This is a genomic window from Methanoplanus limicola DSM 2279 (genome assembly GCF_000243255.1).
Taxonomy (GTDB): Archaea; Halobacteriota; Methanomicrobia; order Methanomicrobiales; family Methanomicrobiaceae; genus Methanoplanus; species Methanoplanus limicola.
The window spans coordinates 182,692-206,061 of sequence record NZ_CM001436.1 but is presented as its reverse complement, the minus strand read 5'-3'; the positions used below and the strand labels follow the sequence as shown (position 1 = coordinate 206,061).

Below are 23,370 nucleotides of genomic sequence, written 5' to 3'. Positions count from 1 at the left end.
ATTAACTCTTTGGCTTAATTAGTTTATCGGAGAAATAACACTGTAGTTGAAAATCATATCGGGTAGCTTTGATGGGAGAACTATTCAATGGATATTTTATTCAGAAATTTAAGGTCAATAAAATGTTTGAAATAAATATACCAAAAGATAATCATCCAGATTGTAAAGAGTACCCATCCTATGTGAACATGTACCTGTTCAATTACTCCTACAGGTCCATATATATATCCGCTTAAAGAAATCAGAAATATTCTTCCGATGTTTGCAGCATAAGTCCCGATATATCCTATCGATACAAAACAGACCGACCTTAAGTTTATGCTTTCTGGAAATGTTGAAAGAACAATAAGCGAAGCAACTGTGAATGTCCCAAGTGACCATATCCCAGTACAGTCATAAACTATTGCAAGATTTATGGTTTCACCTGATACTGAAAGATAAGATATAGTATTTCCGGAAACTGTGGGATTAAGTCCGGCAATATTCATAATCCCGGAGGATAACATAACAGTTGGTGGAATCAGCGGACCTATAAGCCAGTCCTGGTTCCGGAGAAATATTTCATATCCTTCAAATCCAAGCACTGCAATTAATGGAAATAATACGGGGAGAATCAGTTTCTTATATCCTGCGATCCCAAATAGGATAATACCTGCACCTGAAAGAAGGATTGAAAATTCTCCTATGGAATATGGTGGATTGCCAAGGCCAAGCGGTATATTTAAAAAACTGAATATACAGACTCCTGTTCCGGCTAATATAGCAAATATTTTATCTTTTTTATTGAAGCAGATCTGATCTTTTGTAGAGAGATATAGTAAAGATATACAGGATAATATCCAGATCAAGAGTGCATCCATTTTGGAATAACTGCTTGGGGTTGTAATAAAATAAACACTCAGTAGTATAATTATCAATATTATCCATATTAATGCTATTACTGCTGGCGAATTTACTCCCCTGGTTGTCTGTGGCATAAGGGATTTTTCACTCTGATTTAATGATTATATAATATTTTGCTGTTCTGCATTGAATAACACCTGATAATTACTCAAAAACATTGTACATTTATAGTATCTGAGTACAGTCAAAATGTTATTATTATGAATTATAAAATATATGTTTGATATTGAAGTAAATTATTATTCATTTTTCCGGTTCTGAACCATATAAACTGCAAATATGGATCCTACAATAAGTGCCAGTGATACTGCAATTTCGGGGAATTCAGGAACATAGGATACATGATCGTTTAGGCAGTTGTCTGCCACCCTTAGGCTGGAGAAGCTTACCTGTCCTGTAACATTTACAAGTGCTTTGCTGACACATATTTCAATGACATAGTTGTCATATCCATTGTCCTGTTTATTCAGCCACGTCTTGGTGTAAATAAAGTCTGCATCACCGACATATGTTCCAGTACCGTCAGAAATTACGTCAGGTCCAACCGGACAGAGGAGACCAATATCTTCCCATTTAGGGTCTTTTAATATCTGTCCCTGAAATGCATCTTCACGGGTCCTGATACCATATTCATAACCGTAGTCTCCTGTTCCTGCATTATTGTCAAGATTTAAAGCAATATCTCCGGGTCTTAACCATCCTGAGCCGTTAGGTACGACTGAGGTTACAATTGCGACATAGAAATTTTCTGCATCCTGATCAAAGTACATTGCCTCAAGGTCATTGTGTTCTCTGCCATAAGGCTCACTTTCAGGCAGACCTGTATCGCAGTTTGTCATATAAGGCTCATCATAAAATGTATATGTACTGCCGGTTCCTCTGATATGTACTCCTGTACTGCCTCCATGGTTGGGATTGTGATTGTCTTCAACCATGTACATTATTCCTTCATTAGGAACCCAGGTATCATTTATACTCCAGTCACCTGTTTTTAGTTCTGCAAGACCCCAGTCAGAGAGGTCACCGTCTATGGTATAAGCAGAAGCTGCTGATGTGAGTCCGACAATAACCAGTACTATCCAGACCATCAAAACTCTGAAATCATTTTTCATTCTTTTCACTCCCATAAGGATATCGGCCACTTCTTTACGGATATATTCAGATATCTCAGTTTTATTATTGAGATATTATCTGTCAGATTACTGGATATACAGAACCGGCTTTGAATATCCTCACTAATGAATGTTTTAAACTCCTTTGTTGTATTTATTTGAATGCTGTTCTCTGATCGCTGCAATTCTGATATAAGCTTTGATATAATTTACTGATTGTCGGCACGGTAGGATTTTTCAGTGATGCATAAGTAGGAAACTGATTCTGCCTGCTCAAATCAACCGGAAAAGGAACTGGTCAGTATAAATGATCAGTCATCACTGGATTTTCAGACAGTGCCTGATTGTCGCAGGGGTAGTATTTTTCATATTTTAAAAATATCAGCTATTGTTTTTTTATCCATATATCCTGATAATATCAGAAGACCGTTATACAATGCAAATGAAATGAATATCCCGGCAATTGCTGAAGGATTTGTGAGATAAATCAGAGATGCTGTTATTATAAATGCTATTATCAGCTTTTCAATATCAAACAGAATTATTTTCAGGTATTTTATATCACCTGAATTGATTATTGTGATAATTGTTAGAATTACTGCAAGAAGACAATACGAAAGATATGGGCCGGCAAAACCGTTATCATAGTTATACTCTCTTAGGATTTTGATTGCTATATCTGTCAGAATGATATAAAACGGCAGGAGACTGAGGGGGTAGACTACCTGTATAAAATACTCCTTTGTTGTCTCTGCAAATGATATATTGAGGTTTGCAAGGTAATTCTGAATATACAGAAAAATAAATCCTATTATCAGGATATAACAGTAATCGCCGGCAATGGAATATTTTTCAGGGAAAAGAATTCCTACTATGAAATCCGAGTAAAAATACATGACAATCAGGAAAAAAAACATCTGGCTGAACAGGGTTCTTGAAAGTTTACCCAGTTCACTTTTTCTGTCAATCTGTGAATTATTGGAATTTGTTGCCTCCGGTACTGAGAGGAAATTCATTGTTCCAAGAAAGAAGAACGCAATTGTTACCAGGGTTAGCGATACATCAAAATATCCCTGCCATATAATTCCAAGATCGTGGCTGACAACAATTTTAATCAGTAATATTCCTATGGTTGAATATGTTTCGATGATTAATAATGCTGTTCCGAATGCCAGCATCTTTTTCCCCGGAATTACGAACTCCTTAAAGTGTGGAAGATAGCTTTCTCTTCTTTTAGAGAAAAGAAGATATATTAATGGAATTGTATTGGATAAAGCAAAGAGAATGATAATTATTTCAAAGGTAAGATTATTTACTGTCAGAAGGATAATTATCAGTATCAGTCGTACAAGAGAAGGAATAGCAACTATCATTCCCGGAATAGAATATAATCTTAGTCCGGTTAAGAGTCCCTGAAAATCAGCAATAATTCCCATTGAAAACATTGATATTATAAGTGCCCAGTAAAACAGCCACCTGTTTTCCATTGGGATATTCAGATATTCAAAAAAGACGTTCTGGTAAATTAAAAGAAGAAGTGATATTATTATTCCAATTATAACGCTTGAGATGACTGAGAATCTAAAATAATATCTTCCCTTTTCTGCATGAGAGAGTATATAATTGAAGTTAAGGCACATAAGTATCTGAAAAACTGTGGGAAGGGATATTGCAACCAGAGTTATTAGTCCATATTCATAGGGGGTTATGGCATTTGCCAGAATAAGTTTTGTGATTAAACCTGAACCTCTTTGCATCAGAAGAAATGCTATGAAAATAATGGAATAAAAGGTAAGGTTTCTCTTCATTTTTATCAGCTACTTTATACAGAATGATGGTTTCCAGTTCTTCTTCCGGGGAAGAAACATATATTCAATGTCCTATGAATTGTATCTGATTTCTGAATTAAACTGTATTTCCGGGAGACGAAAATTTCAGCCATAAAATAATTATTATTACTAATTATTCTGAGATTTTATATTTTAGCTGCTCAGTCTGTTATTATTCCTCCGTATATCCAATTTACAGTGTATTCCGTTTTTTAAGAACGATATTTTTCAAAAGCAGGTTTTAATATTTTTTTATAACCGGATTCAAGTAATCCTGTTGCGGGAGTTGTTTTTTTTGCATTAAATCTGATCCTTAAATCAGGGTTGAATTTAGAAAAGAAGGTATGCAGTCTTTTATTGCCTGCAATTCCCATCTGAACATAATAATCCATTCCATTATCATATGCATCCTGCATCTCCTCCCAGGTTATGAGCATATTTGGTGAAGGTGTGAAGTTTTTTGGTTTCGGGCTGCCTATCCAGCTTAGTTCTTCGTTTTTAAATTTCAATTTGATGTTGGCTGTCAGGACTTCACCGTTATATTTTGCAACCAGTATTCTTGTATTCTCCCTGAAGTTGCTGTATATATCAATGAGGAATTCCTTTGGAATGTTGGCATTTCTGTTCTGTTCCCCGTATCTCTCTGTAACCAGACGGTGTAATGTATCTATATCTTCCTGACCTCCGATTTCAATGGTGAGTCCCATTTTTTTTGTCTTATTTATCTCCATTCTTGTATTTTTCTTCATATTTTTCCATAATTTATCCATCCCGGATTTAAGATCAAATATATAATCATAATTCGGTTCGATTTCATATCCCTGCCATTTAAAGGCTCTTGGATCTGAGCAATGGGGTGAGAGGCTGAAATTAATATAATTTGCCTTTATTTCTGTTTTGATATAATTATCAACAGCCTTCTGAGTACCTGTATAATAACTCTCTTTTCTGTTCTGTTTTAGGGATTCAGAATTCAGGAATGCTGGTCCCAGATAAAGCAGACCCAGGTGTGGAGGCGGTGAAAAAACCATTTTCAGTCCGGCTTTTTTTAGGAAAAACAGCGGGTAGACTGCAATTGGTTCTATATTGTTGTAGCAGATAAGCGGTGCCAGGGAGAAATCTGAGTGTTTTTCACATATTTTAAGCCATTTCCATCTGTGAAAAATTGTAGCCTGATCTGATACTTCAACGATTTTGTCCCATTCGGTTGCATCATCTTCATCTGCAATCCTTATATTGTATGGATTATTCGTCATGTTATCTCCAGAATAATCTCTTTATCTGAAATTTTTTTTATGATATTTATCGAAAGGGAGCCGGAATCTGACCTGATTATTTCTGCACTATCTTCTCTAAACTGAGTAATGCTCTTTCCAGGAATGATTAAGTCAATAAATACCTCATTCTCCCCCGAAGAATTAATTATTATTTTTTCACCGTCCATTACGGCTGAAACTTCTGATTTATCCCTTTGAATCCACCATAATGCAATATCATATCCGGTTGTGATCCATGCATTTTTTTGTTGGCATAAATAAACAAGCCTTTTGTAATATTCTCCCAGAAAAGGGTACTCAAGCTGATTGAATACAGGAGGGTGCCATAGTGCTGTCAATAAACCATTTAAATCTTCAACAGTGCTGATTATTCTTATTACTTCCTCCCAGCCCCTGTCACCCGGAGGAAGGGAGATGTCCATTAATGATAACGGCATTTCCAGAATATTTATCCTGTCCATATCCTTTCCTGCCGGATAAAATGGAAAACAGGTTCCGAATCTGAATCCGTTTCCATAATCTGATTTATAGCCCAGTGATGTGTCATACATAAGTCCGGCATTTATCTGGCATTCCCAAGTTTTTGGTATGTTCATGTTCAGCCGGTGCTGTCTGATTCCATAGATTTCTGCACCGGAGATCTGCTCGATTTCATCTTTCTGAGATTTTAAAATATCCGGATTTTCATATGATAATGTCGAACCGTGAACACCTATCTCGTTGCCTGCTTCACTGAGATCTTTAATCAGCTGTCTAACATAGGGTTTATTCAGGTTATGGGATCTTCCGAGCATATGCCAGTTTTTTGGACTGAATATAATCCCCCGGGTGTTCTCCCTGAGAAAATAATAGGATGATTTTACACCTGACTCTTCTTCAGATTTCATTAATTCATCAAATGTCCAGTATGGCTCTTTTCCTTGAATTTTATTATAAAAGGAAGCGATCTGGTTTTTAAGACTTAGATAATCACCTTTTTTAAGTGCCCGTAGAGGTTTTGTTATCCACTGGTATGTTTTTTTGAATTCATCAACGTCATGTGTAAGACAGACTGCAAATTTTTTCCCGTAAGGCCAGTATGACTTTCTGATAAATGGAAGGCTGAGGCGTCTACAACCTTTAATAATGCAGTTTATTAAGAGATCTTCATAATAATCCACAGCAGGACTTCTAAGTACCGGAAAGTTAATTTTTCCGGAGATGTCATCTGGTCTCTCGTAACTTCCTGAAAGAATATTGCCTGTCTCCATGAAAAGGTCAAAACCAATTTCTATGGAATTATCAGCCTCTGAAATACAGGGGTATTTTCTGTTTCCAGCGATATATTCTGCAATTATGGAATTGTTGCTATTCTCTGTTTTTTCCGGGATCTGCCAGAGTGGGAAAGTAATACCTTTATACTGAATTATACCTCTCTGGTCTTCGGTCAGATCAGAACTGAGAATATTTACTGAGAATTCTGAATCTTCTTTAGTTCCGTAATTTACTGCCGGAAGTTTTTTTTCTTTACTGTTAATTGTTACAGGAATACCTGATTTGTCGATAAAGTGATTTATGGCAAAAAGACGCAGTGGATCATCGGTTGTATAACTGATGGAATACATTATCGTCTCTCCGTGTTATCGTGTTTATATAAATAAATTTCCGGATATTTTTCAATGAAATCTGCCATCCATTCAGTAACATTTATTTTATCCCTGAGCAGATTCTCCTTTTTTTTCTGCCATCTGAGTCCTGAACTTTTATCTTCAAGAATTTCTGCTGCTTTCTCTGTTGCCTCTTTTTGCCCGGGGTAAAAGAAAAGCAGTTCATATTTGTCCCTCAATTCAAGGAAATTTCCTGAACCTTCACCTGTGGCTCTCCCGTTGGAGTCTGATTCTATATGTATCGCAGGTGTTCCAAGTACTGCGGCTTCAGTTGAGATTGTCCCTCCCTCACCGATATAGAGATCTGCGAATGCAAGAAGAGAGTGAAATTTATCCGGGGAGATATTGATGGCATATTTCTGTAGTCCTCTGTCTGTTTTTTTTTCGGAACTGATGAATATTCTGCCGTATTGTTCCAGACTTTCCACTATTTCACGGGGATTTTTGATTCCTTTGAGTCCAATATCATGTGATGCTGCCCATGATATGAATCTTAGAATTATATATGTTTCATCTTTCCCTACTCCCAGATCATCCAGAACTGATATATCCGGCAAAAAAACATCGGGATGGAGATATGCAAGTTCCTTATATCCCCTGAAACGTACATGCTTCCTTCCATAATCATTCAGGAAGCATTCAGGTGTGCATACTGCATCTGCAAAAGGATTATTCAGGAAAATATTGAGTCTTGCACTTTCAGTATCAAGAAATGATATGTAAGGCTTTTTTATTGCAGCTGATACATGGGCAAGATAGGGTGAGCAGAATCCGGCAAGTATATCCGGTCTGAAATCTCTGGCTGTATTATATATTCTGTAATCAAATTTTATCATTGCCCCGGCTTTACCCAGAATTCCGGCTTTAGGTTTCCCTACATTAATATAATCAAAACCTGCTTTTTCAAGCAGTTCCGGGGCAGAATCCTTATCTCTTGCAGTTATCTTTATTTCATGTCCCTTTTCTTCCAGTTTTTTTATTGTATTTTTAAAAAAATGAACATGTGCGGGATGGCCGATATCAAAAAGTATTCTCATATCTACAACCCCTCACACTTTTACCTCAAAACCCACTTTATGACTTCAAAAGCTTCTGCAAATTCTTCCTCAATCTGTGTTCCTCTTGTTGTTGCAAGCCCTTTTATGAAATCACAGTTCAGATAGGGTCTGTTTTTCTGCGTTTCATAGCATTTCAGGGCATCAACTTTCCTGTTTATATGTTCTTTCTTCAGTGAGACAAATGCAAGGGTATTAAAGGAGATATTATTCCAGGGTTGTTCATAACCCAGAATTGTACACTGCTTAAATGCCCTGAGTGTCTCTTCCCGTGTTGTCTTATGGTCCTGGTGGGTGTCATATGATGAGGGAGTAAAAACTGTAACCGGGTTGATCTCTTTCTTTAATTCTATAAGTGTGTCAAGTATTTCCTGTCTTAACTGTGGAAATTTTCTCACTTCATACTCAAATAAAATAAGTTCATTAATTCCCAGAATTTTTGTGGCTGCAGCGACTTCCTTTCTGAGAATGTCTTTTGGATAATTTTTTGGCACTGAATTTTCACAGCAGGATAATGCTGCATAACTGACATTATACCCTTCATCGCAGAAACGAGAGATTGCACCACCACAGCCCAGTTCTCCGTCATCAGTGTGGGGACTTATAACAAGAATATTTTTTGTCATTAGTTCACCGGAAAATTTATGACGTTATGGTAAAGGAGAGGGATTTTATTCAAATCTTCTTCATTTTCCATATTTTCTTCATAAGTTATATCATTCTTAAAAATGTATGCCCTGTACATCTGCTCAACACTACTGCTGTTTATGGCATCCTTCCATTTCCGGGAAATATAATCCGGTTTAAAATTCATGAAGAGATCCAGTGCTGAAGGAGTTGAAGAGAAAATTTTAGAGGTTATAATTCCGTTTTTCTTAAGATTAAGAAGTCTGCCTTTTTTTGCCTGAAGTTCTTTTGAGTCATTCCGGTTTTCATTTTTTCCGGCAGTCAGAGATTCAGAATTTCTGATTTCTTTTATCATCTCATCCTGAACACTTAAAACCAGAAGAGGGAAATTCCGGGAAACCAGAACATTTTTGTTAATATTATATGTGCGGTATAGTTGTCTTAGTGCATTTTTATGGATATTTCCAAGGTAATAGTCCTTTGATCTCCATGCAAAGGTTGCAGGGGTGTGAAAGCCAAGGTAAGCAGAGATCTGATCCGATACCCTTCCGTATTCAAGACCACCTCCCGGTCCTGATATGAAGGCAGTCACTCTAAGTCCTTCAGAAAAGATCATGTTTCTTGCAACAGCGGAGAAGCTGAGATCCTTAAAATAATGTCTGATACCTTTGAAATCCTGTTCTAGCAGTAATTCATGTCTTTTTTTGCATACCGGACATATACCTGAGACTGTTTCTCCTGATGTCCTTTCAAGGGATACTTTTCCACCACATCTGCACTGATACCATAATGGAATTTCTTCTGGTCTGACAGGCCTCAGATTAAGATTTTCCTTTTCAATTGTTTGATTATAGGCCTTATTATAGCTTTTAACTTTCATCAGAAGCTTTTTTGTTTCTTCAGTAAATATCTGTTCTTTGCTTATGTCAGAATAACGAAAAAAATGAAGTTTAATACCCAGAATCCCGGCGCAGATCCCGGAAAAAATGAAGGCATTGAGATCAGCAAAGTTTTCTGCACCTTCGTAACTCTTCCACATTATTTCAGAGACCTGATCATAGACCTCTTTATTGTTTCTGGAATAAATTCTGCTGATCTTTTCTGTTTCATCTTCCCATTCTGAGAATTCCGGTTTGTTTATTGTGCAGAAATATTTCCATCTATCTTCTTTTTTTATGGTAAATCCAATCTTCTCTACTCCGTTTTTATTCTGAGCCGGAATTACATTTTTATATATATATGGTGATGTTGTCAGATTCTGGTCTGCAAAACCAAAAAAGGCTGTTGTATCAGGATTTTCAGGTAATAAATTTTCCATTAAATAATTTATAAGGAATGCTTTTTTAAATACACCTGAATACGGCATGTAATTTGGCTGATGGCCTGTCTCAAGAACAATTTTATGTTCTTCACTGCTATGGTATTTTTTTGAGATGGGATTTATTTCAGGTAATCCTGCATCTTTTTGGAATACAGTGGCTAAATTAATAACTTTAGATATATTTTCCTTCTGTTTGTCACTGATATTATTAGCTTGTTTTTCAGATATAATTATGTCAGAAATACAGTTCTTCATCATTGTCTCTCTCCAGGAAGAATAATGCTGAAAGCTCAGGTTTTATTTGGGCTTTATCCCCGTTTTTTCTATCATTGGCTTCTTTAAGCTGTCCGGAAATAAACAAATCGCAAGATATTGCCTCTATATTTCCCTGTTTTGATTCAGTTGTATCATAAATACTGCTGGTTTCATCCAGAATAATATGCTCTCCGTTATGCTGTCCCGGAGTCTCTCTCTTTTCATCGCTATTGTTATTCTCTGGTAAAAACCCGGGTTTCAGTCCCCTGCTTTTAATTTTTATTCCTGTTTTCCAAATGATTAATCCAGCTGATGTAAAAATTAAAACCGAGACTGATATATTTTCCGGCGTAGTTCTCATTGCCAGGACTTCATCTATGAAAAGGACTATCAGAATTACTGAGATTATGCTTAGTACTGATGAGAGTGCAATCCTCCTGAATAACGGCATCTCTGTACTTTCCGGAAAAATTACAAGGGAAAGTGCGAATCCCGGAATAAACAGGCATAGAAGAAAAGCCAACGAAGCCCTGATGATGAATACAATTGTTTCAAAAATTTTAATCTCTCCTGATATCCGGTAATTTTTTTCTCTTTATATGTCTATGTCTTGCCTAACCGGGAATAAATAATCCTGCGGCACAGAATATTATTGTCAGTATGTACATGACATCTGTTGCCCTCTTTTCTTTCATCGGGAAATAATAAGGCAGGACCCATTTGAGGGTCAGTGCATTAGGGACTTCAAGAGTGCCGTCCGGATTAATTTTCCCAAATTTTGCAACCGGGTATTTCCGGGAGTTTATTCTCCAGAATATATAAAGGAGGAAGTTAACAGTATGGGGAATAAGCATGACAAAACCGCTGAATAAAAATCCCTCAACTACTATTATTGATCCGATTGCAGCACCAACTGACAGTGCTCCTATATTTCCCCAGAATATCTTTGCCGGATATTTCTCGAAAAACCAGTATCCGGCAAGTGTTCCTGTTAAAGTGACTATATATAATACAGGGAGAATCTCTCCGTCAATCATTGTTTTGGCTATGAGTGTTATCAGTATTATCAGGGAAAGTCCGGGTGCCATCCCGTTAAATCCTGAATGCATATTTACAAGATTTGCGACTACCGGAACATAAAGCGGCAGAATAAGCTGGATATATAGTATTCCGAGATCTGTTGTTCCAATGAACGGCATATATACAGAAGTTGCAGTGTTGCAGGCTATCAGGGAATAAGAACAGTAATAGAGGAGTATCAGTTTTGCCGGTCTTCCGATATCGATCATATCGTCCAGTATTCCAAAGAGGGCAAAGAGCGTAACTACTGTAATTATTACGTAGTTTGCAGGTTCGATATAATTGCAGTAAAATAGTGAGATTACTGATACTGAGAATAAGGATACCAGGAGTATAATTATTCCCCCGTTCACTGCAACTTCCGGAAGACCGGATTTGTACATATCCTTTGCAGTAAATCCATTATCTTTTAATTTTCTGATAATGTGGGGCATTATGGCAAGGGTAATTATAAAAGGAATTATGAAAAATACGAATAGCATAAAGTTCAGTGAATTGATTATTTCATAGAGCCACACTATCATACTTCTGAGTGTTGTAAAATCGGTATTTATAGATATATCGGGCATTAATGCAAATTTTGATCTTTTTTATCAGGGTGTATAAGTTCTAAACCGGGGGCTGTTTCTGACTTTTTCCATTCAGCCATACTGGCTGTCTATTAATATAAAATTTTTAAGTTTTCTGTTTTTGTTTATTTTTTCCTGGTTTCTTTTAATCTGATTCCGGTCGGGATGTTATCTTCAATATTATAGAGTTTGACAATCCGATTAATTCTCAGGTATGTTATATATTTGTGTTTTGTTTCAGTGATTATCACTAACAATAATCTTTATGTAATATGTGGTTCTATTACTCTTTACAACTGGGGTGTAAGCCATACCCGGTTCAAAAAAATTAGTTTTGAAATCCTGGGTCTGAGCTTCAGGAATATTTGATTTCCTGGGCTAAATCAGAATTTTACCCGTGAATCGACTGTAAACAGAGTTCAGAGTTCTTTAAATAACTACAGAGGTGTTAAAAAATGACAACAAAAAACAAAAAATCTGAGATAATAAACATAAATTATAAATTCGGGCTCATTGTCGGAATTTTATTATTTCTTGCAGCAGTTCCAGCGCTTGCATCAGCAGCGTCAACAACCGGTATATCGCATCCGTCATTAATGTTTGATGACATAAGTGAAGTGCCTGGGTATCAGTATCGTACAGAATCACCATGGAATTCCTGGGAGTCATATATCCTTCAAACAGCGGATAGTTATCTGACATTTGATTTTTCTGATCCTCAGTGGCCGACATATGACAGGATTTTATACCGTGCGGCATTTACAAGAGATCTCGGACTGGGTTACCAGATTACCAAAGATGAAAAATATGCAGAAAAAACCCGTGAGGCGCTGTTAAATATTGGACTTGGTTCACAGTCATCATGGGAAAGGGCAAAAGCTGTGAGAGATTATTCTCTTGCATATGACTGGGTTCAGCCTTATCTTAATGATACTGATGACAGGGTCATACGCAACAAACTAGCTGAACTTGCCAATATTGCCTATCTTGATCTCAATGAGAATGGTGCCAACAGAGATTATGTTACCTTTTCAGATTATCACGGCCAGGCTTATCCAAGTATTGCTGTAGCTGGTCTTGTTCTTGAGGATTTTACAAATCCGGACAACATCCCTCTGCAATCATCTCCTGAAGACTGGAAAAAAACAGGTACTGATTATTTATTCATCAATGATGAGCTTCATTCCTATAACAAGCCGTTAATTGAATTCGGCTTTGACAGTGAATCCGGTAAAAATTACCTTGGTGCATATAAATCATATGTAATTGCTGATCTACTCTGGTGGTTCCAGATATACAGTCATTATTATGACAGAAACATCTTTGATGATTATCCGGTCTCAAAAAAGATCGTTACTTCGGAGATCTGGGAGACACTTCCTAACGGATATATGAACAACGCTGTAACATCAGGAAACACGCTTGTTACTTATCACAGTGGTATTCTTAATCTTCTTGATGACGGTGAAAAAGCAGAAGTTATGAATTATCTTGATAAAACGGAAGGGAATAATCTTCTGCCATACTCATATGAGAATGATGAGATGCCCTATATATATTTCTACATGGTCTATGGCAATTATAAGAACATTGCTCCGTCTCCCCCGACGTGGACTGATCACCTGAGTCCTGATGCATCATATCAGGTTTTCAGGGAGAACTGGGAGACCGATTCTGACTGGCTATCATTAATGACCTTCAATGGTAAGACCAACAGTAACCGTGATTCAGCTCACCACGATCAGCTCTCAATTGAATACTATGGTGAAGGAAATCTTCTGCTGGCAGATGCAGGGGAGAACAAGTATGTACTTGATACTCATTATGGACCCTATGGATTCCAGCATAACAGTATTGCAATTGAAAATCCTGCTGCACCTTACCCGGTTTCAAGCTGGTCTGACAGTGAATCAAGAGGTGTTTACAAAGGAAACTTCCTGGGTGTTTATACACCTGTGACTGTTGAAAACATTGTTCAGACTCCGTGGACTGACATGCTTACTGCCAGGGAGACAATTAACCATGTTATTGGTGATGAATGGAGTGATCCATATGTGCTTGCATCTCCTGTAGATTATTCAAGGACAATTATTCATAATGACAATGATTATTTTGTTCTCTTTGATCGTCTGGAAGGCAACAGCGAACTTGTATACAGAAATGTGTTCCGTCCGGCAAGTCTGGACATTACCCCTACCAGAGATTTAAATGGTGACTATGCTTATTCAGAATCTGAAACCGGCCATGTAAACGGAAATCTTAAACTTGGCGGTACAGCATATGACTGGCTCTCACTTCCGTACAAAACAGAGACCAATACAGGAATTGAGACAAATTCTGTAATCTGGGATACTAAAAATCCTTATGGGAATAATGTTCATATGAATCTGTTCTCTGTTCCCGCTTCAGAGGTTATTCTTACAAAGCAGGTTGGAAGGATTGCCGGTTACAGTAAGGAATCAGAGGTATTCTCACCCACATTATACCTGAGGGAAGAACCTTCAGAGGACCTTTACAGAATAACTGCACTTCTCTCTGATTATGCCTATGAAGAACAGAAGACAGCAGAAGAAGTTATAGTTAACGGCAGCGGCAGCGCTCTTAAAGTAACTTCACCCAAAGGAGAGGATTACTTCTACTCCGGAGACCTTGTCTCATCTTTTGACAGGTTTGAGACTGATGCAGATATTGCGTATATCAGATATAATAATCCTGCTTTGGATTATCGTTTAACCTTAATAAAAGGCAGCTATCTTAACGCTGAAGGACAGAAATTCATTGAGATCTCCGGAACTGAAGTTGTTACTCTGAACCGCAATGCTAATTCAGCAACAATAGTTACAGACGGAACTCTTGCTGGTGATATCATACTTTACCAGATCGGGAATTCTGTTTCAGGAATTACAAAGGACGGTATTGTTTATGGAGACTGGGGTCTGTCAGGTGACAATTCTTATCTGAGAATTGGTCTGGATTCCGGAAAACATGAATACAGAATTACATTTTCAGGAGAAGTTCTTCCTGAGCAGAAAATTCCGGTTGCAGATTTCACTGCCGATGTAAGAGCTGGTGAACTGCCACTTGAAATTCATTTCAGTGATACAAGTCTGAATACCCCTTCAATCTGGCAGTGGAATTTTGGCGATGGAGAAACATCATTTGAGCAGAATCCGGTTCACATATATAACGAGTCCGGGAATTATACTGTTACACTTAAGGTGAGCAATGCGGATGGTAATGACACTGAAGTTAAGGCAGATTATATCAGTGTCCTGTTATCTCCTGCTGCTACCGTTCCTCCTGGAGAGAGTTCATTAGATGCTGACTTCACTGCTGATGTCACAACCGGCAGTGCCCCGCTTACCGTTAAGTATACTGACATTAGTACCGGGCAGCCCGAACACTGGACATACTACTTCGGAGACGGTGAAACAATCTATGCACAGAACCCTGAGCATGCCTATGTTAATCCTGGAACCTACACTGTAACTCTCCGTGTACTTAAGGACGGCGGCAATGAGATGGACTATGAGGAGAAGAAAGGTTTCATAACAGTAACTGAAGCTGTTCCTGTTCCTGTTCCTGTCCTTCCGGTCGCAGATTTCACTGCCGATATAACAGAAGCAGAAGCCGGCACTGAGATCCGGTTCACTGACATAAGTTCAGAAAATCCTGTTTCATGGCAGTGGAGCTTTGGTGACGGGAATATATCCGGAGAACAAAATCCTGTTCATATTTACAGTAAAGCAGGAATATACACAGTAACGCTTGAAGTAATTAATGCCGACGGCACAGATGAAGAAGTTAAGACAGATTATATTAATGTCCTTCCAGTCCCTGTTGCCCCTGAAGAAGTACTTAATGCTGACTTCACTGCTGATGTCACAACCGGCAGTGCCCCGCTTACCGTTAAGTTTACTGACATTAGTACCGGGCAGCCTGAACACTGGACATACTACTTCGGAGACGGTGAAACAATCTATGCACAGAACCCTGAGCATACCTACGTTAATCCTGGAACCTACACTGTAACTCTCCGTGTACTTAAGGACGGCGGCAATGAGATGGACTATGAGGAGAAGAAAGGTTTCATAACAGTAACTGAAGCTGAAGCTGAACCTGAACCTGTTGCTGTCCTTCCGGTCGCAGATTTCACTGCCGATATAACAGAAGCAGAAGCCGGCACTGAGATCCGGTTCACTGACATAAGTTCAGAAAATCCTGTTTCATGGCAGTGGAGCTTTGGTGACGGAGTCATATCCGGAGAACAAAATCCTGTTCATATTTACAGTAAAGCAGGAATATACACAGTAACGCTTGAAGTAATTAATGCCGATGGCACAGATGACGAAGTTAAGACAGATTATATTAATGTCCTTCCAGTCCCTGTTGCCCCTGAAGAAGTACTTAATGCTGACTTCACTGCTGATGTCACAACCGGCAGTGCCCCGCTTACCGTTAAGTTTACTGACATTAGTACCGGGCAGCCTGAACACTGGACATACTACTTCGGAGATGGTGGTGCCGCTTATGAGCAGAACGCTGAACATACATACACTGAATCCGGAACCTACACTGTAACTCTCCGTGTTATTAAGGATGGCGGCAATGAGATGGACTATGAGGAGAAGAAAGGTTTAATAACAGTGACTGAAGCTGAAACTGTTCCTGTCCTTCCGGTCGCAGATTTCACTGCCGATATAACAGAAGCAGAAGCCGGCACTGAGATCCGGTTCACTGACATAAGTTCAGAAAATCCTGTTTCATGGCAGTGGAGCTTTGGTGACGGAGTCATATCCGGAGAACAAAATCCTGTTCATATTTACAGTGAAGCAGGAATATACACAGTAACGCTTGAAGTAATTAATGCCGATGGCACAGATGACGAAGTTAAGACAGATTATATTAATGTCCTTCCAGTCCCTGTTGCCCCTGAAGAAGTACTTAATGCTGACTTCACTGCTGATGTAACATTTGGTTCAGATCCTCTTGCAGTACAGTTCGCTGATATAAGTACAGGTTCACCTGAGACCTGGGTGTATTCCTTTGGAGATGGTAAAGCAGCATATGAGCAAAATCCTGTACACACCTATGCAAATCCGGGCAAATATACTGTGATGCTCCTCATTACCAAATCTAACGGTCTTGAAAGGGATAGCGAGAAGAAAATCGAATACATTACTGTTAATGATGAACCTCTCCCTCCAGTTGCAGGTTTCACTGCGGATATAATGGAGGCAGAAGCCGGCACTGAGATCCGGTTCACTGACACAAGTAAGAATTTCCCTGTAAAATGGCTATGGAGCTTTGGTGACGGAAGTACATCAGTGGAAAAAAATCCGGTGTATACATATGCTAATGCCGGAGAATATACAGTTACACTTGAAGTTAGTAATGCAGACGGAACCGATACTGAAATTAAGGCAGATTATATCAATGTCTTTTCAGCACCTGCTGTAACTGAACCACCTGTGGAAGAAGTAATTGATGCAGATTTCACTGCTGATTTTACAACCGGCAGTGCACCTCTTGAAGTTTCATTCACTGATTTAAGTTTAGGAGAACCTGATAACTGGGTTTACTCCTTTGGAGACGGTGATACTGCGTATGACAAGAATCCTGTACACATCTATACAGAACCCGGTACATACAGTGTAACACTCAGCATCCTTAAAGACGGAGTCAATATAACGGATTTTGAGGAGAAAGCAGGTTTCATTACAGTTACTGAACCTGTTCCGGTTTTGCCTTCTGCTGATTTCAGTGCTGATATTACCGAAGCAGAAGCCGGCACCGGGATCCGGTTCACCTATACAGGTACAGAAAATCCTCTGTCATGGAAATGGAACTTTGGCGATGAAGGCACATCCGTGGAACAGAATCCGGTTTATATCTATGATAATCCCGGGAAATATTCTGTCTCGCTTGAAGTAGCCAATGATAATGGCACTGATACTGAGGTTAAAACAGATTATATTACTGTTCTTTCATCTGCTGAACCGGAACCTCCTGTAGAGGAGGTACTGAATGCTGAATTCCTGGCTGATGTCACAACCGGCAGTGCTCCCCTGGAAGTTTTGTTTACAGACAAAAGCACAGGTTCTCCTGAAACCTGGGTATATTCCTTTGGTGACGGAAAAACAGCATATGAAAAGAGTCCGGTGCATACCTATATTAAACCGGGAAAATATAATGTAATGCTTCGTGTTACCAAGGAGAATGGAAAAGAGAAGGATACAGAGAAGAAGATGATGTATATTGTAGTTACATAAAAACTACTTTTTTTCCAATACCTTGCATAGTTTTATATGTGGCTGTTTATGAATAATCCACGGCTATGTCTGATGAGAATTTTGGAAATTACCTGCATCCGTTTATCAGGACCGCTGTAATTATTTCTCTGGTTCTGTCTGTAATATTTTTGGCTTATTTTTACTTAGGGACTGATGATCATTATTCAGCCCTCTATCTTGTTCCGGAATCTTATTCCGGTTATGCATACTCCGATAATATTTCTTTTGTTTACGGAGTCAGATGTTTTGAAGGAGAATTAACAACATATAATATTAAAATATATCTTAATGAAGATATCCAGAAATACGATTCCTTTGAACTTGCCGATAGGGAATCCGCTGTTAAATATGAAACTGTTTCTGTCTCTCCTGATGTAAGTTATCCTATGGCAGTAAAAGTTGTACTTGAGGGTGGTCAGAATGAAGAATATGTATATTTCCGGATCAAAAATCCTGATAATCTATAATCATTATTAGTTTTATTACTGAATATTATCCGGAAAAATCTCCTTTTTAGTTGGTTTTATTGTATACCTGCCCTAGGTATTTCAGATATTTTGGGCTGTATTTTTCTGCTGAATGCCATATTACTGGTTCCGGGTTAAATTTTGATTTAAAAAATCTTAGTCTGGGGTCGCTGCCTGAATCCATATTCTCAAAATATTTTAAACCATGCTCTTTTGCCCACTTCAGTGACTCCCATACCAGCAGTTCGTTAGGTGAAATACTGCATCCTGGGTTTTTGAGGGTGCCGATCCAGAGGAAAAATATACCTTTGAAATAAAGGGATATAATCCCCCCAATCCTTTTTTTGTTCTCTTTTGCAATGAATACATTCAGATTTTTATTGTTGTATTCATTATATATTTCATATATAAATTCCCAATTTCCTGAGGGCCTGAGATTCTGATCCTTTAGGCGTTCTGATAATGATTGAAATATATACCTCATATCTTCCAAGTCACCAAGATTAACCTGAATACCGTTACTGTCGGCTTTTTTTATTGTTCCCTTTATTCTTTTATCAAAATCATTCCATATATCATCAATATCCCTTTTCAGATCAATTCTGGTGGTGTATAATGGTTTTACATCGTACCCTGACCATGAAAGTGGTCTTGAATCATAATAACCGGGTACAAGTCTGATTCTTGCATATCTGCACCCAAGTTCAGAAAATAATAATTCGTCAACTATCTGTTGTACATTGATGAATCTGGTCTCTTTTTTTCTCTGCTTAAGGTTTTCATAATCTACAAAGAGCGGTCCGAGATAATACATAAATGATCTTGAAACCGGCGACATTGCAATATTAAATGCGGACCTATTTTTCAGGAAAACCGGATATATTGCCTTAAGCTCAGTTCCCTGATATATCATCAGTCCAAGCAGACTGGAGCCTGAATATTTTTCTGCAATCCTCAAAAAATTCCATTTATGAAAGATAGTGCCATACTCTGATGATAATACGGATTTATCCCATATATCTGAAAGATTATCATTGCACAATTTAATTTCCATTTATTTCACCGGTTTTAATAATCTCTATGATGTTTTTATCATTCTGTGACGAAAATTCAGGTTCAATCCTGATTAAAGGACTTATTATTACTATAATTATACTATTCCAAGAATTGCCGATATTCTGTCAGTTACAACAAACTCGTAACTGTACATTGTATAACCGGCTTTTTTAACAATTATTTTGTGTTCTCCCCTTCTGAGGAATACTTCAATAATTCCGTTTTCGTCAGTGTAGTAGATTTCAGAGTCTATAATTACTGTGGCTTTATCAATTTCCTCTCCTTTATCATCAGTTATTTTTATTTTTGCCTCTCCCTCCCCCAGGCATCCACTAATTTCCGCTAAGAGTTTTTTTCTCTCAAAATCAGGTAATATACTGATCTTTTTTGACTCCCCGGGTTCAAGATTTACACTGACAAAAATTATTTTCTGATCTCCTGATATCTGCTCCTTTACAATTTTGGAGTTTTGGGCAATGTAACTGCCATCTTTAACTGCCGGCATTTTAATCCGGAATGTTAAGCCTTTTACTGCCTCATTATTTTTGTTTCTTGCAGTAATTGTTATTTTATCATTTTCTTCTGCAAAATTATATTCTATGTTTCCTATCAGTCTGAAATGCCGGGCCGTTTCATCTGCTGAAACGGGGAAAAGACCTAGAATTTCAGCATAATTCAGAAATTCGTCCATTTTTCCGGATTTCATCTGGTTTGAAATATCACTTTCTGTTATCAGGAAAAGTGCCATGTCATTATTTTCAGAAGCACTTTCTGCGACTTTTTCCCAGTCTTCAAAAAATTTTTCAGAGTTATTTGTAAAGCTTAGAATATTTGTTGCTGGCTTTGATATCGGCAAAATTATTATGTCTGTTTCTTCACCGTCAATCAAAACATTTTGTGGATGCCTGAGTCCTTCATTATTTATTAAATTGTAATATGGTACATTTATCATTATTGAGGTTATATATGGTGTATTTTCTACAGAGTATTGTTTCAGAGACTTAAGATTAATCTCTTTTTGGGTTCTCCCCAAAGTTTCAGTTAATTTTATACTGCTGTTTTTGGTTGAAATTTCCCTGAATTCTCCGGGTCCGGCAAGAACTGTTCCTGAATTGTAACTACAGAATATAAGTGGAAGAATTCCGTCAGGGTAGAGATGCAATGAAACTCTGTTCTGCTCATTTATTCTTCTTTCTGCAGTTGTTTCAGCGCCCGCTGATATGTACTGGGTAATATGCACTGACGCTCCCGGTTCTACAATCTCATATTGCCTCAGCCCGATAACGCTGTATTCACAGGAGATAATTCCCTTGTAATATAGATAGTCCGGATAAACTGATGTATCCTCATAATCAATGAATATGCCACTGTCCCCTTCGGAAATATATATCCTTTCAAATTTATCGTCAAGTTCTACACAATCCTGGGAAGGATAGATGGTTTTTTCATATCTTTCATTGTTATTAAAGTAAAAAAAATTGTTTGATGGCGAGAAAAATTCAGAGTTAAAATACAACAGCATCGGGACTCTTTCTTCATTTTCAATACGGTCATTTGAGATAATATATTCTCTTTTTATAATTTCAGGATAGAATGTATATCTTACCTCGGCGGTTGAAATATTAATTCTGTCTTTGTTTTTTATTATAGTTCTGTAAATTAACTGGTTGTTGTCCCTTTTTATCTCATAATTATTACCTGAGTTGAATGAATATTGTGAGGGACTGAACTGTTCATCAGTACTATAAAAGTAAAAGGAGGCCATTTCGTTAATAGACCCTTCCTGAAGGAGATTGTGGTAATTATCACCGATATATTTTATTGTTGGATTGTATTTGTCTACAGATATTTTATAGGCCTCTGTATTTATCTCAAAACCAGATCCTATTTCATTTATGGTAGGGCCACTGTTCTTATGATAACCTTCGTTAGGCATCAGTGTGTTTCCGGACTGGAGGGAAAGGCTGTAAATTCCAAAATCCCGGCATGAATATATCCTGTCAAGATCAATGTTGTGATCTATTGTTAAGTCCTCTGGTTTGCCATGAAGATTGGATATCAGTTTATCTGACAGGAGGTAGTATCTGGTTCCAAAGAGCGTATAGTGCTCCATGGCATGATTCCCATCTCCATAGAAATAAACTCTGTTCAATATTTTTGTAAAGGTTTTTGTCCTTGAACCCTGCATCAGTCCGTATGTACTGTCCTGTTTTTCTGTAAATATTGGAATATTTCGGTAACCAACTCCAACAACCTTTTCATCAGGACTTCCGGTTCCTGAAAGCCAGGTCATACCGTTTATTATGTAGTCGTCACCTGAGAATTTGTTATTGTAATAAGCATTGCCAATCAGAGGTATAATTATTGCTGAAGAGATTATCGCGAGGGTCAGAAGAAGAAGTAAAAACCTGCCTCCTTTTTTCTTTTGCTGGAGTATTTCTGTAATTTTGGAAAACCCCAGAACAGCAGAGACCGGAATTATAAGGATCAGGTAATTAATTTCCCTTAGTACTCCCGTTGCTCCGGCAATATCTTCTGTTTCATTGATCCATGCGGGTAATACCGTAACTGCAAGGAGTGAGATCATGAAGCATTTTCCTTTTGAATCCAGCCTGAAAAAACCTGCAAAGGATAGTATTGTGTGTACAGGTCCTATCCAGAAAGGGATCAGCAGAGATGAATGGGATATGCTTGCCGGAATTAAAGCATAATTTCTGCTTTTTTTTATTTCATTATATTTTTGAATAAAAAATTTGTTTACGTAGATCAGAAACTGTCCCAATGCAAAGAAGAGTGCTGAGTAAATTAAGGCATATACAAATTCATCATTTACAAACATATTGTTGTATAATATATAGCTTAAGTCATCTGCAAAGAAGATATGAAGTTTAGTAGCCATAAAATTGCCTGGTATCATAAACATTGAAGATTTGTTTGCATACTGCGGTAGTAGATGGGGGAATACTCTCACAGTTACCCAGTATACAAAAAATGATGAGGCAAGGATAAAATATACTGTTTTATAGAATTTACCCTGGAACAGGCATCCGGCAAGGAAAAAAACGATAGAAAAGATCATTAAATAAATAAAAGTACCTGCATGGGAAAGAGCAATTGTTATACTCATCAATGTGATAATTACTACAGTTTTCAGACTCAGTTTTTCAGAATAGGCAAAGTAAAACGCGAGAAGCAAAAAAGGAATTACAAATACGGAAGGTCTGAATGTTTCAAGTGATATAGCTGCTATGGGCATAGAAAGCAGAAAAAGAATTGAGAGTATTTTCTGCCATTTGTACATCAGGAATGATCCGGAATATACATAATAGGTTGATATGATCACAGCCAGATATAATGCTGAAAAAATTCCGGCTGTTAATATTGGTTTTAATCCTGATATTTTGGAGATTACGGCAATAAACAACCATGAACCAAAGGGATAATTATATGAGTTTTCATTCAGACCGGGATTAAACACTATTTTACCAACCTCTTCGTAAAAACTGAACAAAGAATCGGTATTATATATCTGCATTGTATGGAAGAGATGGGTATAAGTATCAGTTCCAAATGGTCTTCCAAAGAATAGCAGAGGAATAAAGTAGGCTATAGTAAGGACAAATATCAGGAATAATATCAGCAGGGCAGATAGCTTGTCCTGCTGCGGAAAAAATCTGTTAATTCCGGATTTAATGTAGAATAATAATTTGTCCGCTCTCTTCATTTTCACTGTTCCTGGCTTAAATATGACTGTTTTTTCTTTGTATTTTTATTGCATGTCAAACATTCCTGACGTAATGCATATGTTTAAGGATCGGAAATGTAAGTTTATCAACAGTGATTTTCTGAGATTTTTGATATTTTAATTCTATGCCTGATT

The 23,370-nt window shown here is 37.6% G+C and carries 15 protein-coding genes; 3 read left to right on the top strand and 12 right to left on the bottom strand.

All coding sequences use genetic code 11. The annotated features are described in order from the left end of the window. Positions 1-80 precede the first annotated feature (80 nt). The 9 genes from METLIM_RS00925 to METLIM_RS15900 all read right to left on the bottom strand — a co-directional run bounded on the left by METLIM_RS00925 (position 81) and on the right by METLIM_RS15900 (position 10,386). The gene (locus METLIM_RS00925) at positions 81-977 is read right to left on the bottom strand and encodes an exosortase/archaeosortase family protein (RefSeq protein ID WP_004075942.1); all 897 of its coding nucleotides are present in this window, start codon (positions 975-977) and stop codon (positions 81-83) included. A gap of 165 nt (positions 978-1,142) precedes the next feature. Beyond that, positions 1,143-2,015, bottom strand: coding sequence for a hypothetical protein (locus METLIM_RS00920; protein WP_004075938.1), 873 nt, complete (start codon positions 2,013-2,015; stop codon positions 1,143-1,145). A gap of 365 nt (positions 2,016-2,380) precedes the next feature. Continuing rightward, positions 2,381-3,823: a lipopolysaccharide biosynthesis protein gene (locus tag METLIM_RS00915; RefSeq protein WP_004075936.1), complete on the bottom strand. Its 1,443-nt coding sequence runs from the start codon at positions 3,821-3,823 to the stop codon at positions 2,381-2,383. 233 nt (positions 3,824-4,056) lie between these two features. Continuing rightward, on the bottom strand, positions 4,057-5,100 hold the full coding sequence (locus tag METLIM_RS00910; RefSeq protein ID WP_004075935.1) for a GNAT family N-acetyltransferase: 1,044 nt from the start codon (positions 5,098-5,100) through the stop codon (positions 4,057-4,059). Further along, a complete protein-coding gene (locus tag METLIM_RS00905) occupies positions 5,097-6,725 on the bottom strand; it encodes a polysaccharide deacetylase family protein (protein ID WP_004075934.1) in 1,629 nt (542 codons plus the stop codon). The genes METLIM_RS00910 and METLIM_RS00905 overlap by 4 nt, the downstream gene beginning before the upstream one ends. Continuing rightward, complete coding sequence (locus METLIM_RS00900) at positions 6,725-7,804, bottom strand: DUF354 domain-containing protein (protein ID WP_004075932.1); 1,080 nt, start codon at positions 7,802-7,804, stop codon at positions 6,725-6,727. Before METLIM_RS00900 ends, METLIM_RS00905 begins: the two co-directional genes overlap by 1 nt. 20 nt (positions 7,805-7,824) lie before the next feature. Further along, positions 7,825-8,448, bottom strand: coding sequence for a PIG-L deacetylase family protein (locus tag METLIM_RS00895; RefSeq protein ID WP_004075930.1), 624 nt, complete (start codon positions 8,446-8,448; stop codon positions 7,825-7,827). Beyond that, a complete protein-coding gene (locus METLIM_RS00890) occupies positions 8,448-9,767 on the bottom strand; it encodes a hypothetical protein (RefSeq protein ID WP_157202186.1) in 1,320 nt (439 codons plus the stop codon). The genes METLIM_RS00895 and METLIM_RS00890 overlap by 1 nt, the downstream gene beginning before the upstream one ends. Positions 9,768-10,005: 238 nt before the next feature. Continuing rightward, a complete protein-coding gene (locus tag METLIM_RS15900) occupies positions 10,006-10,386 on the bottom strand; it encodes a hypothetical protein (RefSeq protein ID WP_048145414.1) in 381 nt (126 codons plus the stop codon). 16 nt (positions 10,387-10,402) lie between these two features. Here METLIM_RS15900 and METLIM_RS17250 point away from each other — a divergent pair, with 16 nt between their 5' ends. Next, positions 10,403-10,609, top strand: a complete 207-nt coding sequence (locus METLIM_RS17250; protein ID WP_048145412.1) for a hypothetical protein — start codon at positions 10,403-10,405, stop codon at positions 10,607-10,609. Between the two features lie 30 nt (positions 10,610-10,639). Here the strand turns inward: METLIM_RS17250 and METLIM_RS00875 are convergent, their stop codons facing one another. Then, the gene (locus METLIM_RS00875) at positions 10,640-11,674 is read right to left on the bottom strand and encodes an MraY family glycosyltransferase (protein WP_004075925.1); all 1,035 of its coding nucleotides are present in this window, start codon (positions 11,672-11,674) and stop codon (positions 10,640-10,642) included. Between the two features lie 455 nt (positions 11,675-12,129). Here METLIM_RS00875 and METLIM_RS15285 point away from each other — a divergent pair, with 455 nt between their 5' ends. Continuing rightward, complete coding sequence (locus METLIM_RS15285) at positions 12,130-17,946, top strand: PKD domain-containing protein (protein WP_004075923.1); 5,817 nt, start codon at positions 12,130-12,132, stop codon at positions 17,944-17,946. Positions 17,947-18,011: 65 nt separating this feature from the next. Then, positions 18,012-18,434 carry a hypothetical protein gene (locus METLIM_RS00865; protein WP_004075919.1) on the top strand — a complete coding sequence of 141 codons (423 nt, stop codon included), beginning with the start codon at positions 18,012-18,014 and terminating at the stop codon, positions 18,432-18,434. A 46-nt stretch (positions 18,435-18,480) separates the two neighbouring features. Here the strand turns inward: METLIM_RS00865 and METLIM_RS00860 are convergent, their stop codons facing one another. Both METLIM_RS00860 and METLIM_RS00855 read right to left on the bottom strand, forming a co-directional pair. Further along, on the bottom strand, positions 18,481-19,488 hold the full coding sequence (locus METLIM_RS00860) for a GNAT family N-acetyltransferase (RefSeq protein WP_004075917.1): 1,008 nt from the start codon (positions 19,486-19,488) through the stop codon (positions 18,481-18,483). Between the two features lie 96 nt (positions 19,489-19,584). Next, on the bottom strand, positions 19,585-23,214 hold the full coding sequence (locus METLIM_RS00855) for a glycosyltransferase family protein (RefSeq protein WP_004075916.1): 3,630 nt from the start codon (positions 23,212-23,214) through the stop codon (positions 19,585-19,587). Positions 23,215-23,370 lie beyond the last annotated feature (156 nt).